Origin of the sequence: Alloyangia pacifica, from assembly GCF_020524285.1 — a bacterium.
Classification (GTDB): domain Bacteria; phylum Pseudomonadota; class Alphaproteobacteria; order Rhodobacterales; family Rhodobacteraceae; genus Salipiger; species Salipiger pacificus_B.
The window spans coordinates 55,239-69,783 of sequence record NZ_JAIVKX010000006.1 but is presented as its reverse complement, the minus strand read 5'-3'; the positions used below and the strand labels follow the sequence as shown (position 1 = coordinate 69,783).

Below are 14,545 nucleotides of genomic sequence, written 5' to 3'. Positions count from 1 at the left end.
ACCCCATTCCGCAACGTCACGGTCGCAAATTTGCAAAGTACTGAAAGATATTGCCGGAATCCGCCCCGGCAGAGTCGTCAGGGCGACATTCAGTGCTATGCTCTTCAGTAATCCCCTTGCTGGAAGGCGCGCATGCTTCGTCAACAGAGCCCTGCTTACGGGCCAATGGATTTTCTCGCCGGGGACGGCGAGATGGCCACCTTGATCCGAGAAACGGATTGGAGCGCGCATCCCTTCGGCCCCTCAGAGGAGTGGCCGCAATCCTTGCGCTCGGCGCTGGCGATCTGCCTGAACTCCGCGTTTCCGACGGCGATCTACTGGGGATCCGAGCTGAGGCTGCTCTACAACGACGCCTGGGCGCCCATTCCCGGACCGCGCCACCCGGCGGCGCTCGGCGCCCCTGCGCGCGAGGTCTGGAGCGACATCTGGTCGATCATCGAGCCGCAGTTCTCCGAGGTGATCCGCAGCGGCAAGGGACTGTTCCTGCAGGACCACATGCTGCCGATGCAGCGCTACGGCTACGAGGAAGAGACCTACTGGAGCTACAGCTTCACGCCGCTGCGCGGCGAGCAGGGCAATATCGTCGGGGTCTGGAACAGCGGCAGCGAGACCACCGGCAACGTCCTCCAGCGGCGCAACGCGGAATTCCTGGTCAAGCTGAACGAAGCGCTGCGCGGCGCCGGCTCGGCGCAGCAGGGCATGCGGGTCGCGCTCGAACGGCTCGGCGTGCACCTGTCGGCAGCGCGGGTCGGCCTGGCCGTCCCCGGCGGCACGGGCGAGGCCTTCAGTTCGGCGTATGAATGGTCCGCGCCGCAGTCGAGCCCGCAGGGCGGCGACGGCCAACCGTGGATCGGCACCGAGGCCGAGGCCACGCTGCGCGCCGGCAAGTCGCTGTTCCTGAACCGCCGCGCCGCGGACCTCGATGCCCAGAGCCGCGCCTATCTCGAGGCCCGGCGCATCTCCAACGCGATCTTCGTGCCATGGATCGTCGGCGGCCGGCTGGAACATGCGCTCTTTCTGCACTGGCGCCGCCCACGCGCCTACCGCGTGCTCGACGTGTCGCTGGTGGAGCGGGTTCTCGACCTGGTCATGAGCTGGGAGGCGCGCGAGAAGACCCTCGCCCGAGAGGCCGTCATGGCGCAGGAAATCGACCACCGCGCCCGCAACATGCTGGCAATCCTGCGCTCCACCGCGCGTCTCATCAAGGCGGAGTCGGTCGCGGAGTTCCGCGAGAAGCTGGACGAGAGGATCACCTCGCTGTCGCGGACCCACGGGCTGCTGTCGCGCAAGAAATGGGTCGACGTGCGGCTGCGCGAGGTGATCGAGGAGGAGTTCTCGCCCTACGACAGCGACATCCGCGAGCGCCTCGCGCTGAGCGGGCCCTGCGTTCCGCTCGATCCGAATGACGCGCAGATGATCGCCATGCTGGTGCATGAGCTGACCACCAACGCGGTGAAACACGGTGCATTGCGCACGGCCGACGGCGCACTGCGCCTGCGCTGGAAAGTCACCTCGGAAGGCGTTCTTGCCCTGTTTTGGGACGAGCGCTTCCCCGAGGGCATCACGCCCGAACTGGCGTCGCCCGGCAGCGGCTTCGGCACGCAGCTCCTGACCCGTATCGCGCAGGACCATTTCGGCGGGCAGATCGAGCGGACCCTCGAGCCCGGCCACCTGCGCTACCGCATCACCCTGCCCCGCGGCTCGTGGACGGCGCTGGCCGTCGTGCCAATGCCGCAGTCCGAAGCGCCCGCCCCGTCCGAGTCCGCCCGCCGCGCGGTGATGATCGTCGAGGACGAGCCGATCATCTCACTCGATCTCGCCGGGATGATGGAACACGCGGGCTATGCCATCTTCGGTCAGTTCGCCTCGGTCTCCGCCGGCCTCGACGGCACCACAGAAACCCTGCCCGACATCGCACTGCTCGATGAGAACCTCGGCGGCGAAAGCTCGACGCCGCTGCTCGATCACCTGCTCGCCAAGGGGGTGCCGGTGGTGATCATCTCGGGGTACGATGGCGAGGCGCGCACCGGCGTGCCGCGCCTGTCGAAGCCGATCTCCGAGGCCGAGCTGCTGTCGACCATCGAGAGCCTCTGACACGATCCTGACGTAACACGGCCCTGACGGGACGGGGCGCCTGCGCGGCGCCCCTGCATCATTTCTTGTCCTTGCGCAGCTTGATCGCGCCCGCCTTCTCGGCGAGGTCGCGGGCGATGGCGAAGGCGCCCTTGATCTTGTCGGTGTCGCTGCTCCAGTCGCGGCGCACGACGATCTTGTTGTCCTTGATCTTCGCCAGCCCGTTCTGCGCCTGGATGAATTCCACCAGCCCCTCAGGCTTGGCAAACTTGTCGTTGTGGAACTGCACGGTGGCACCCTTCGGGCCGCCGTCGAGCTTGGCGATCCCGGCGCGCTTGCACATTGCCTTGATCCGCACCACCAGCATCAGCGTGTTGACCTCCTTCGGCAGCTTGCCGAAACGGTCGATCAGCTCGGCGGCGAAGCCCTCGAGCTCGACCTTGGTGGTCAGCTCCGACAGGCGCCGGTAGAGACCGAGGCGCACGTCGAGGTCGGGCACGTAGTCCTCGGGGATCAGCACCGGCACGCCGAGGTTGATCTGCGGCGCCCATTGCCCGTCGTCGTCGGTGAGCCCTTCCAGCTCGCCCAACTTGATCTTGGCAATCGCCTCCTCGAGCATCGACTGGTAGAGCTCGTAGCCCACGTCGCGCATCTGGCCCGACTGCTCCTCGCCGAGCAGGTTGCCCGCCCCGCGGATATCCAGATCCTGCGAGGCCAGCGTGAAGCCCGCGCCAAGCGTGTCGAGCGAGCCCAGCACGCGTAGCCGCTTCTCGGCGGTGTCGGTGAGCTTGGTGCGCGGCTTGGTGGTCAGATAGGCATAGGCGCGGGTCTTCGAGCGCCCGACCCGTCCGCGGATCTGGTAGAGCTGGGCAAGGCCGAACATGTCGGCACGGTGCACGATCATCGTGTTGGCGGTCGGAATGTCGAGTCCGGACTCGACGATGGTCGTCGCCAGCAGCACGTCGTACTTGCCGTCGTAGAAGGCGTTCATCCGGTCGTCGAGCTCGCCGGCTGCCATCTGGCCATGCGCCACCACAAAGGACACCTCTGGCACCTGCTCGCGCAGGAATTCTTCAATCTCCGGCAGGTCCGAAAGACGCGGCACCACGTAGAAGCTCTGGCCGCCGCGGTAATGCTCGCGCAGCAGCGCCTCGCGGACGGTGATCGCGTCGAACTCCGAGACATAGGTGCGGATCGACAGGCGATCGACCGGCGGGGTGCCGATGATCGACAGGTCGCGCACACCCGACAGGGAAAGTTGCAGCGTGCGCGGGATCGGCGTCGCGGTCAGCGTCAGCACGTGGATGTCCGAGCGCAGCTGCTTCAGCCGCTCCTTGTGGCCGACGCCGAAGTGCTGCTCCTCGTCGATGATCAGCAGGCCGAGGTTATTGAAACGGATGCCCTTGGCCAGAAGCGCATGCGTGCCCACGGCGATGTCGACCGACCCCTTGGAGATACCGTCGCGGGTCTTCGCAGCATCGCCCGAGGAGACGAAGCGCGACAGCGGTGCCACATTGATCGGGAAGCCGCGGAACCGCTCGGCGAAGCTCTTGTAGTGCTGACGGGCGAGCAGCGTGGTCGGGGCGATCACCGCCACCTGCACGCCGGACATGGCGGCGACGAAGGCGGCGCGCATCGCCACCTCGGTCTTGCCGAAGCCGACGTCGCCACAGATCAGCCGGTCCATCGGCTGGCCGCTGGTCATGTCGCCGAGTACGTCCTCGATGGCGTGCATCTGGTCGTCGGTCTCGGTGTAGGGGAAGCGGGCGCAGAAGCTCTCCCACGCGCCGGGCGGAGGGTCGATGATCGGCGCCTTGCGCAGCGCCCGCTCGGCGGCGACGCGGATGAGCTTGTCCGCCATCTCGCGGATGCGCTCCTTGAGCCGGGCCTTCTTGGCCTGCCAGGCACCGCCGCCGAGCTTGTCGAGCAGCCCCTCGTCATGTCCGTAGCGCGACAGCAGCTCGATGTTCTCCACCGGCAGGTAGAGCCGCGCGCCCTCGGCGTATTCCAGCAGCAGGCATTCATGCGCGGCGCCGGCGGCGGTGATGACCTCGAGCCCCTGGTAGCGGCCAATGCCGAAATCCACGTGCACCACCAGATCGCCCGGGCTCAGCGACTGCGCCTCGGTGAGGAAGTTCTCGGCCTTGCGGCGCTTCTTGGGCGCGCGGATCAGCCGGTCGCCGAGCACGTCCTGCTCGGAGATCACGGTGATCTTGCCATCGCCCCAAGGCGCGACGAAGCCCTGTTCCAGCCCCCAGACGGCCAGGTGCAGCCCGCGCTTGCCGATGCGCGTGCCATCGATGACCGGGATCGCCTCGGCCAGCCCCTCGTCCTCGATCAGCCCGGTGAGGCGCTCACGCGCGCCTTCGGACCAGGAGGCGATCAGCACCGGCCCCTCGGCCATCTGCGCCTTCACGTGATCGGCGAGCGCGGCGAAGAGCGAGACGCTCTCCTGCTGGCGCTCGAGCGAGAAGTTGCGACCGATGCGTCCGCCCGCATCCACCACGCCCGGCCCGCTGGCCTGCGGCAAGGGCGAGAACTGCACCACGCGGCGGTCCGCAATGGCGGCATCCCAATTGGCCTCGTCGAGGTAGAGCAGTTGCGGCGGCACCGGCTTGTAGACCGAGTCGAGCCGGCCCTTCTGGGTCATCGCGTGGCGGCGGGTGCCGTATTGATCCTCGATGCTCTCCCAGCGGGCGATCCGCGCCGGGGTGATCTGGTCATCGAGCAGCACCGGTGCGCCGGGCACGTAGTCGAAGAGCGTCTCGAGCTTTTCGTGGAAGAACGGCAGCCAGTGTTCCATGCCCTGCGTCTTGCGGCCCGCGCTCACCGCCTCGTAGAGCGGATCGTCCGAGCCCGCCGCGCCGAACTCGATGCGGTAGTTCTGCCGGAACCGGGTGATCGCTGCCTCGTCGAGGATGACCTCCGACACCGGCGCCAGTTCCACCACGTCGAGCTTTTCCTTGGTGCGCTGGCTGACCGGATCGAAGCTCCGCGCGCCGTCGAGCATGTCACCGAAGAGATCGAGCCGCACCGGCCCGCTGTCGCCCGGCGGGAAGATGTCGATGATGCCGCCGCGGATCGCGTAATCGCCGGGCTCGTGCACCGTGGGCGCATTCGAGAACCCCATCCGCACGAGGAAGTTGCGCAAGCCCGCCTCGTCCACCCGGTCGCCGACGCGGGCGGCAAAGGCCGCCTCGCGCAGCACCTCGCGCGCGGGGATGCGCTGCATGGCGGCCGAGAGCGTGGTGAGCAGCACGAAGCGCTGCGGCATGCCGTGCACCAGCCCCGCAAGCGTCGACATGCGGGTGGCCGAGATGTCGGGATTGGGCGAGACCCGGTCATAGGGAAGGCAATCCCAGCCCGGGAAGGTGACCACCGGCATGCCGGGGTCGAAGAAGGCCAGCGCCTCGCGCAGCGCGGCAAGGCGCTTGTCATCGCGGGCGATGTGCAGCACCGGCCCGCCGGTCTTTTCGACCTCGGACAGCAGGAGCCTGGCGTCGTACCCCTCGGGTGCGCCGCCCATGGAGATACGGGCCGATCTGGTAAGCGACTGGGACATGCCGCTCAAATGACCCGCCGCCGGGCCTTCGTCAACCGAGAACGCCGTGTGCCAGGTTCTGGTACATGCCCCACATGGCGGTGATGAAGATCGAGATCATGCCGATCACCTGCACCCAGAAACGGTGCACGGTCAGCTTGCGCCACAGCGCCTCGCCGGTCAGCCCCTGCCCGCGGATGCGCTCGGCGGTGGCAATGCTCAGCAGCCCGACCATCGACATGGGACAGCCCAGCAGGAACAGCGCCTGCGCCAGCTCGATGCCGTACCAGAAACCGAGGCTCGCCAGCATGGCCAGCAGCGCTGCGGTGAAGGCAACCAGCCACAGCCCCGCCTGCTCGACGATGTAAAGTCGGCGGTTGATTTGGATGCGCACCATGTCCTCGAGATCCTGCGCCGCCTGGCCGCCCTGCCTGCGGGCGCGTCCGACCATGTCGAAGGGCACGCCCAGCACCCAGTGGCTGGTGCTCGACCAGAACACCGCCAGGGCGATCCAGAACCACAGGTTGGAAAACGACCGCATGTCGATGGTTTCGAAAACGAGCCCGGTCCAGTCCACTGTGTTCCCACTCTTTCCTGCGGGGCCTCGACGGCCCCTCACGCGCGGCCCTGCCCGGCCCTTCGTCCAACCGGCGATGCGGCAGACACATCTACGGCACCCCGGCGTATGCGCCCCCGGCGGGCCTTGTGACAGGCGTCTTTCCATGCCACCCAAGGGAAACCTTGACAAGGGATACGAAGGACACGCCCGATGAAACCCGTGATATCCGCCTTTCCTGCCACACGTTTGCGCCGCCTGCGCACGTCCCCCGCGATCCGCGCGCTGACCCAGCAGACGCTGCTGACCCCGGGCGATTTCATCTGGCCGGTCTTCGTGCGCGACGGCGAGGGGATCGTCGAGCCCATCGCCTCGATGCCCGGGGTAAACCGGCTGTCGGTGGACAAGGTGGTCGAGGCGGCGCGCGAAGCGCATACGCTTGGAATCCCGGCGATCTGCCTCTTTCCCTACACCGATGCCTCGAAGAAGACCGAGGATTGCGCCGAGGCCTGGAACCCCGAGAACCTCAGCAATCGCGCCACCCGCGCCATCAAGGAGGCCGTGCCCGACATCGCGGTGATGACCGACGTGGCGCTCGACCCCTACAACATCACCGGCCATGACGGCTTCATCGAGAACGGCGAGATCGTCAACGACCGCACCGTCGAGGCGCTGGTCAAGCAGGCGCTGAGCCAGGCCCGCGCCGGGGCGGATATCATCGGCCCGTCGGACATGATGGACGGGCGCATCGGCGCGATCCGCGCGGCGCTGGAGGCCGAGGGCTTCCACAATGTCCTGCTGCTGAGCTACGCGGCGAAATACGCCTCGGGCTTCTACGGTCCGTTCCGCGACGCGGTGGGCGCCTCGGGCGCGCTCAAGGGCACCATGGGCGGCGACAAGCAGACCTACCAGATGCAGCCGGGCAATTCCGACGAGGCGATGCGGCTGATCGAGCGCGACCTGCAGGAGGGCGCCGACATGATCATGGTCAAGCCGGGCATGCCCTATCTCGACATCTGCCGCCGTGCCAAGGAGATGTTCGGCGCGCCGACCTTCGCCTACCAGGTGTCGGGCGAATACGCGATGCTCGCCGGGGCCTTCGAGAACGGCTGGCTGGACCGCGACAAGGTCATGCTGGAAAGCCTCACCGCCTTCAAGCGCGCTGGATGCGACGGGGTTCTGACCTATTTCGCCCCGGCGGCGGCACGGCTGCTCAACGCATAGCGCGGGACCGCGGTCTGCGCGCTTGATCTAGTGACAGCCCGCGCCTGCCTGCCTATAGTGAGCCCGAATAACCGGCGGAAAAGTCGGACACACAGGCATGGGCCGTCACGGACGCCCGGACATCGACGAGGATAGAGCAGAATGACCTACAATCGACGGGGACTCCTCCTGACCCTTGGCGCGCTCGGCGCGACGGGCGCGCTCGCCGCCTGCGGCAACGGCGTGGGCACCAGCAACGCGCAGACCATCGACGCGCGGGTGAACGCCACCGTGAACCAGATGTACGCGCAGTATCCCGGCACCCGCGACCTCGCGGCGAAATCCGCCGGCATGCTGGTCATGCCGCTGATCACCGAGGCCGGCCTCGGGCTCGGCGGCGCCTATGGCCGCGGCGCGCTGAAGGTGAACAACGCCACGGTGGACTACTACTCGGTGGTGAAGGGCTCTGGCGGCCTGCAGATCGGCGCGCAGCAGTACGCGCACGTGCTGTTCTTCATGACCCAGGACGCGCTCAGCAACTTCCGCCGCTCGCCGGGCTGGGCCGCGGGCGCCAATATCGAATACGCCATCCCCGAGGGCGGCGAGACGCTGGCGGCCGAGACCACCACCTCGCTCGCACCGATCATCGCGGTGATCTTCGGCAAGTCGGGCCTGCACATGGGCGCGACGCTGGAGGGCGTGAAATACACGCGGATCATTCCCTGATCGCAACGCCGGGGTCCCGCACCGGAACATGAGTGGGCGCGGCTCCCTCTTCTATGCGCGACGTCCCCTCCGCGAATTTCATACCGGCGGACTTCGAAAAAGAAGACGGGCCCAGCCTCCCGGCGCGGGCCCGTCTTCTTTCGTTCTTCTTCTCTTTCCCAATACGCATGATGCGGAGGCGCCGCACGCGCGGCCTTAGTGGTAGCGGAACTCGCCCACCACCTGCCGCCACTCCCCGGCCGAGATCATCTTGCGATGGGTGAAGCGCACCGAGTGCAGCGGCCCCTCGATCTCCTCCTGCCAGAACTCGATGAACTTGAAGAGCCGCGGATGGTCCGGCGCTAGGTCGTAGTCCTGCCAGACGAAGGTGTTCAGCACGTTGCGGTAGTCGGGCATGCGGTAGAAGAACTCCGCCGTGGTCAGCCCGTAGCCCTTCAGCATGAGTTCGGTGGGAGTCTCTTCCATCGCTTTACCTCGCGTGACAACCATGTAACAAGGCTGCCGAAAGCCGGGTTAGTTTTCAAATAAAACAGCATGTTAGCCACACATCGAGGTGGCTGCCAGAAATCGCCGACCGCCGCCATTGCGCCCAATACCTAGCCTCTGATATAGGTAGTCCCAACTACATATAGAGACAGCACGGACAGGCGAGCAACGTGACCGACACGCCGGAAACCCCCGAAAACGAAGAAGAATCTCCGCGTCCCGAGCGGAGCGGTCATGGTGGCCCGGTGATCTCGATCATCGACGAGATGAAGTCGAGCTACCTCGACTACGCCATGAGCGTCATCGTCAGCCGCGCGATTCCCGATCTGCGCGACGGCCTAAAACCTGTGCATCGGCGCATTCTCTACACGCTCTGGGAGAACGGGCAGACCAAGTCCAAGTCCTACCGCAAGTGCGCCACCGCCGTCGGCGACGTGATGGGCCGCTATCACCCGCACGGCGACTCGGCGGTCTATGACGCGCTGGTCCGCATGGCGCAGGACTTCTCGATGTCGCTGCCGCTGATCGACGGTCAGGGCAACTTCGGCTCGATGGACGGCGATCCGCCCGCCGCCTACCGTTACACCGAGGCGCGGCTCGACCGCACCGCCGAAGCCCTGCTCGAGGACATCGAGAAGGGCACGGTGGACTTCGTTCCCAACTACGCCAACGAGCGCAACGAGCCGGTCGTCCTGCCCGCGCGCTATCCCAACGTGCTGGTCAACGGCGCCGAGGGCATCGCCGTCGGCATGGCGACCCGCATCCCGCCGCACAACCTCGGCGAGGTGATCGACGCGACGCTGGCGCTGATCGAGAACCCGGATCTCTCGTCCGAGCAGCTGATCGACTACATCCCGGCCCCCGATTTCCCGACGGGCGGCGTGATCCTCGGCCGCTCCGGCGCGCGCAAGGCCTATCTCGAGGGCCGCGGCTCGGTGATCATCCGCGCCAAGACCCGCATCGAGGAGCTGCGCCGCGACCGCTATGCCATCGTCATCGACGAGATCCCCTACCAGGTGAACAAGGCGACGATGATCGAGCGCATCGCCGAATGCGTGCGCGAGAAGAAGATCGAGGGCATCGCCCACGTGCAGGACGAGTCGGACCGTTCGGGCGTGCGCGTGGTGGTCGAGCTCAAGCGTGACGCCACCGCCGAGGTGGTGCTCAACCAGCTCTTCCGCTTCACCCCGATGCAGGTCAGCTTCGGCTGCAACATGCTGGCGCTGAACGGCGGCAAGCCCGAGCAGCTGACCCTGCGCACCTTCCTGACCGCCTTCCTCGACTTCCGCGAGGACGTGATCGCGCGGCGCACCGCCTTCCTGCTGAACAAGGCGCGCGAGCGCAGCCACGTGCTCTGCGGCCTTGCGGTCGCCGTGGCCAACGTCGACGAGGTCGTGGCGACGATCCGCAGCTCGGCCGATGCCGCCGAGGCGCGCGAGAAGCTGATGACCCGGCGCTGGCCGGCCGAGGAGATCGCGCCCTTCATCCGGCTGATCGACGATCCGACCCACACGATGAACGACGACGGGACCTACAACCTGTCCGAAACGCAGGCCCGGGCCATCCTCGAGCTGCGCCTGCAGCGCCTGACCCAGCTGGGCGTGAAAGAGGTCACCGACGAGCTCGAAGAGCTGGCCGGCAAGATCAAGGAATACCTCGAGATCCTCGGCTCGCGCGAGCGTATCCTCGAGATCATCTCCAACGAGATGATCGCGGTGAGGGAGCAGTTCGCCGTGCCGCGCCGCACCGAGATCGTCGACTGGGCCGGCGACATGGACGACGAGGACCTGATCGAGCGCGAGGACATGGTGGTCACCGTCACCCAGTCCGGCTACATCAAGCGCACCCCGCTCGCCGACTTCCGCGCCCAGAAGCGCGGCGGCAAGGGGCTGTCTGGCGGCGGTCTGAAGGAAGACGACGTGGTCACCCAGCTCTTCGTGGCCAACACCCACACGCAGCTGCTGTTCTTCACCACCGAGGGCATGGCCTACAAGCTCAAGTGCTGGCGCCTGCCGCAGGGCGGCCGCACCTCCAAGGGCAAGGCCATCGTCAACATCCTGCCGATCCCGCAGGGGGTCTCGGTGGCGGCGATCATGCCGGTCGACCGCGCCGAGGATGAGTGGGACGATCTGCAGATCGTCTTCGCGACGTCCAAGGGCTCGGTGCGCCGCAACCGCCTGTCCGATTTCACCAATGTCATGCGCAACGGCAAGATCGCGATGAAATTCGAGGGCGAGGACGAGAACACCCGCCTGATCAACGCCCGCATCTGCTCGGAAGACGACGACGTGATGCTGGTGACCGACTCCGGCCGCGCCATCCGCTTCCCGGTGACCGACGTGCGGGTGTTCAACTCGCGCAACTCCACCGGCGTGCGCGGCGTCAAGCTGACCAACGGCGACGAGGTCGTGTCGATGTCGGTGATCCGCCACTTCGAGGCGGATTCGGACGAACGCGCCTCCTACCTCAAGATGCGCCGCGCGATGGCCGGCATCGCCGATGATGCCGAGGCCTCGGATGAGGAAGAGGGCAATGCCGACAGCCTGCTGCCGGCCGAGCGCTATGCCGAGATGTCGGCGGTCGAGAACCTGATCCTGACGGTGACGGCGCGCGGCCTCGGCAAGCTCACCTCAAGCCACGACTACCCGATCCGCGGACGCGGCGGCATGGGCGTCACCGCCTGGGAGAAATCCATGCGCGGCGGCGAGATCGTCGCCTCCTTCCCGGTCGAGATGGGCGATCAGATCATGCTCGCCACCTCAACCGGCCAGTCGATCCGCGTGCCGGTCGAGGGGATCTCCTTCCGCTCGCGCAGCGCCGGCGGGGTGAAGGTGTTCAACACCCGCCAGGGCGAGACCGTGGTCTCGGTGGCCTGGATCGCCGATCAGGACGAGGACGAGGTCGACGACATCGCCGAGGACGGCGCGGGCGAAGGCTCCTCCGAGGAGTAAGCTCCGCCGCCCTTCGAATTCGGCGCCCGCCCCCGCGAGGGGCGGGCGTTTTGTTTTGCGTATTTGGAAAGAGACGAAGGGGGCAGGGTTTCTCTACCTTCGCGCCTCGCCGCCCGGCTGCAAAGGCTTGGCAGGCGGCCTGCGCACCCCCATATTTCGCCCATGCTCAAGCTCACCCCGATCCTTCTGGCCATCGCCTACGCCATCGTCGCCTACCGCTTCTCTGCCTGGCGCACGGCGCGGGAACTGGACTCGCGCTCGACCGAACTGGCGGACCCGAAGCTGAAGGCGCTGATGGACCGGATGGCCGCGGCGCTCGACCTGCCGCGCATTCGGGTCAATATCTACGAGATCGAGCCGGTGAACGGGCTCGCCGCACCGGACGGGCGGATCTTCATCACCCGGGGCTTCTACAACCGCTACAAGGCCGGCGAGGTCAGCGCCGAGGAGCTGTCCTCGGTGATTGCCCACGAGCTGGGCCACGTGGCGCTGGGGCACTCGCGGCGCCGGATGATCGACTTCTCGGGTCAGAACGCCATCCGCACGGTGCTGGTCATGGTTCTGGCACGGCTGGTGCCGGGTCTGGGGCCGCTGATTGCCAATGCGCTGACCTCGCTGCTGGCGGCGCGGCTGTCGCGCGGCGACGAATACGAGGCCGACGCCTATGCCGCGGCGCTGCTGCACAAGGCGGGGATCGGCGTGGCGCCGCAGAAGTCGCTCTTTGCCAAGCTCGAGAAGCTGAGCGGCGGCGGAGGGCGCGGCATGCCCGCCTGGCTGCTGTCGCACCCGAAGACCTCCGAGCGCATTGCCGCACTGGAACAGCTCGAGGCGCGCTGGACCGCCGTCCAGAGCTGAGGCGTTTCAGCCGAGGCGGCGGCGCAGCCAGCGGTCGAGCGAAAGCGCCCCGCCGCCGGTGAACACCAGCACCACCATCACGAAGCCCCAGAGCAGCCGCTGGTCGAGGATCGGCGCGTCGGGCTGTCGGTCGAAGAGCGCGCCGATGGCCGTGGCGTCGACGCCATGGCCGAGGATGTCGGTCAGGCTCACCACCAGCAGGAAGCCGATCATGCCGAGCGCCGCAAGACGGGTGAAGAGCCCGAGGATCAGGAGCAGCGGCAGCACGAACTCGGCGGCAGTGCCCGCGGCGACCACCAGGTGCGCGAAGAAGCCGAGCTGGCCGGCGTCGTAGCCTGCCGCCTCCATGGCGCGGGGGAAGATCTGCGCATAGGCGTTCAGCGACAGGCCGAAGCTGTCGATCTTGGTCAGCGCCGAGGACCAGAAGAACCCGGCGAGCGTGGCGGCAAAGACGATCCGGCCGGTGAGACCGAGCACCGCGGGCGCGCGTGCGGTCATCGCCGCCTCGGCGCGGTCCAACTGAAAAAGCAGCGCCGGAACCCCGGCGGCGGGAGGGGCAAGATCGGTCATGGCTCGGGGTCTCCTTGGGGGACGAGGGCGCCCGCGTTGAACAGGCAGGCAAAGATCGCGGCGTGGTCGGCACCCGCGGGCAAGGCGGCTCCGAGCGCCGCGCCGCGGGCCAGCGCATCGAGCGTCGCGGCTGTGCCCGCCGGGGCGGCGCAGCTCAGAACCGCGAGCTTCGGGCGGGTGATCAGCACCTCGCCCGGGGGGCTCTGCGCAAGGTCCGGGCGCTCCGCGTTCCGCGCCCAGATGGACAGCGCCGGGTCTCGTGTCGGAACGAGCCGCGCGGCGGGGTGCGGGCGCGGGGTGCTTTCCGCCAACGCCTCGGGCGAGAGCCCGGCCAGCGCGCGCGGGTCCAGCGGCGCGGCATCGGCGGATTGGCTGGCCTCGCGCCGCGCCTGCTCGATGCGGGCGACCTCCGGCAGGTAGGGCAGCGCCGCGAGCGGCGGGAACTTCGCGATCCAGTCCGGCAACTCGGCGCCGTAAACCGCCATGACCGGGCTGCGCGGCGGGTGATCGCGGGCGAAGTCGCGCGCCAGGGCGGCAAAATAGGCCTCGCCCACCAGCCGCTGCACCACCGGGAAGGCGGCGGCGAGCGCCTCGGTCAGCGCGACGGCGACATTGTTGCGGTAGACGTCGAAGCGGCGCGTGGCGCGGGCCCCCGACGGGTCGCGCAGCGCCTCGGGGCGCGCCGCCTCGGGCGCAAGCAGCGCGCCCGCGAAAGCGCCCTGCCCGCTCATGCCGCCCTCCGCTGCGCCATCACCTGCGCGGCGCGCGCGGCCTCGGCTTCGAGGGTCGGAAAATCGGGCACGTCATTGTCCCATTCGATCAGCGTCGGGCGCGGGCCAATGCGGGAGATGAGCTCGGCGTAGAGCGCCCAGACCGGGTCGGCCACCGGCGCGCCATGGGTGTCGATCAGCAGCGGGCCGCCCTGCCCGTCGTCCTCTTCGGCGTAGCCCGCGAGGTGGATTTCCCCGACCAGGTCAACCGGGTAGTCCTTGAGGTAGGCCTGCGCCGAGGTGCCGAGGTTGCTGGCGGAGATGAAGACGTTGTTGATGTCGAGCAGCAACCCGCATCCGGTGCGGCGGGCGACCTCGGCGAGGAAGCCGGTCTCGGAGAGGGTGCTTTCCTCGAAGACCAGGTAGCTCGACGGGTTCTCGAGCAGCATGCGCAGGCCGAGGCGCTGCTGCACCTCGTCCACATGCGCCGCGACCCGCGCCAGCGTGGCCTCGGTGTAGGGCAGCGGCAGCAGATCGCTGAAATAGGAGCCCTCGTGGGTGGACCAGGCGAGGTGCTCGGAAAACTGGGCCGGGCGCACCCGGTCGATCAGCCGCTTCAGCCGGGCCAGATGCGCGGGGTCGAGCGGACCTTCGCCGCCGATCGACAGCCCCACGCCATGCACCGAGATCGGAAAGCGCGCGCGCAGATCGTCCAGCATGGCAAGGCGCGGGCCGCCCTCGACCATGTAATTCTCGGCGTGGACTTCCAGCCAGCTGACGGCGCCGGGATCGGCGAGCTCGTCGAAATGCGCCGACTTGAATCCGACGCCGGCGGTGGCGGGGAGATGGTGGCTCTGCATGGGATGCCTCCCTT

11 protein-coding genes are annotated in these 14,545 nt (G+C 67.7%); 5 read left to right on the top strand and 6 right to left on the bottom strand.

The window, feature by feature from the left end:
• The first annotated feature begins 192 nt into the window (after positions 1 to 192).
• Positions 193 to 2,094, top strand: coding sequence for an HWE histidine kinase domain-containing protein (locus tag LC039_RS09825; protein ID WP_226623690.1), 1,902 nt, complete (start codon positions 193 to 195; stop codon positions 2,092 to 2,094).
• Positions 2,095 to 2,152: 58 nt separating this feature from the next.
• On the opposite strand, the gene mfd is transcribed toward LC039_RS09825, so the two are convergent.
• Positions 2,153 to 5,635: a transcription-repair coupling factor gene (gene mfd, locus LC039_RS09820; protein WP_226623689.1), complete on the bottom strand. Its 3,483-nt coding sequence runs from the start codon at positions 5,633 to 5,635 to the stop codon at positions 2,153 to 2,155.
• Between the two features lie 31 nt (positions 5,636 to 5,666).
• Positions 5,667 to 6,191 carry a component of SufBCD complex gene (locus tag LC039_RS09815; RefSeq protein WP_413463824.1) on the bottom strand — a complete coding sequence of 175 codons (525 nt, stop codon included), beginning with the start codon at positions 6,189 to 6,191 and terminating at the stop codon, positions 5,667 to 5,669.
• A 192-nt stretch (positions 6,192 to 6,383) separates the two neighbouring features.
• On the opposite strand from LC039_RS09815, the gene hemB reads away from it, so the two are divergent.
• Both hemB and LC039_RS09805 read left to right on the top strand, forming a co-directional pair.
• Positions 6,384 to 7,394, top strand: a complete 1,011-nt coding sequence (gene hemB / locus LC039_RS09810) for a porphobilinogen synthase (RefSeq protein ID WP_226623687.1) — start codon at positions 6,384 to 6,386, stop codon at positions 7,392 to 7,394.
• A gap of 141 nt (positions 7,395 to 7,535) precedes the next feature.
• Complete coding sequence (locus tag LC039_RS09805) at positions 7,536 to 8,099, top strand: YSC84-related protein (RefSeq protein ID WP_226623686.1); 564 nt, start codon at positions 7,536 to 7,538, stop codon at positions 8,097 to 8,099.
• A 195-nt stretch (positions 8,100 to 8,294) separates the two neighbouring features.
• Here LC039_RS09805 and LC039_RS09800 read toward each other — a convergent pair whose 3' ends face one another.
• Positions 8,295 to 8,564 (bottom strand): usg protein, encoded by a 270-nt coding sequence (locus LC039_RS09800; RefSeq protein WP_226623685.1) that lies wholly within the window; start codon positions 8,562 to 8,564, stop codon positions 8,295 to 8,297.
• 191 nt (positions 8,565 to 8,755) lie between these two features.
• Here LC039_RS09800 and gyrA point away from each other — a divergent pair, with 191 nt between their 5' ends.
• Together gyrA and LC039_RS09790 are read left to right on the top strand one after the other, a co-directional pair.
• Positions 8,756 to 11,536 (top strand): DNA gyrase subunit A, encoded by a 2,781-nt coding sequence (gene gyrA, locus LC039_RS09795; protein WP_226623683.1) that lies wholly within the window; start codon positions 8,756 to 8,758, stop codon positions 11,534 to 11,536.
• Positions 11,537 to 11,698: 162 nt separating this feature from the next.
• On the top strand, positions 11,699 to 12,391 hold the full coding sequence (locus LC039_RS09790) for a M48 family metalloprotease (RefSeq protein WP_226623681.1): 693 nt from the start codon (positions 11,699 to 11,701) through the stop codon (positions 12,389 to 12,391).
• A gap of 6 nt (positions 12,392 to 12,397) precedes the next feature.
• On the opposite strand, the gene LC039_RS09785 is transcribed toward LC039_RS09790, so the two are convergent.
• From LC039_RS09785 to LC039_RS09775, 3 genes are read right to left on the bottom strand one after another with little or no spacing between them, the layout of a single operon-like run.
• A complete protein-coding gene (locus LC039_RS09785; protein ID WP_413463823.1) occupies positions 12,398 to 12,961 on the bottom strand; it encodes a DoxX family membrane protein in 564 nt (187 codons plus the stop codon).
• On the bottom strand, positions 12,958 to 13,692 hold the full coding sequence (locus LC039_RS09780; RefSeq protein ID WP_226623679.1) for a DNA-binding domain-containing protein: 735 nt from the start codon (positions 13,690 to 13,692) through the stop codon (positions 12,958 to 12,960). The genes LC039_RS09785 and LC039_RS09780 overlap by 4 nt, the downstream gene beginning before the upstream one ends.
• Positions 13,689 to 14,531, bottom strand: a complete 843-nt coding sequence (locus LC039_RS09775) for a DUF692 domain-containing protein (RefSeq protein ID WP_226623677.1) — start codon at positions 14,529 to 14,531, stop codon at positions 13,689 to 13,691. Before LC039_RS09775 ends, LC039_RS09780 begins: the two co-directional genes overlap by 4 nt.
• Positions 14,532 to 14,545: the final 14 nt, after the last annotated feature.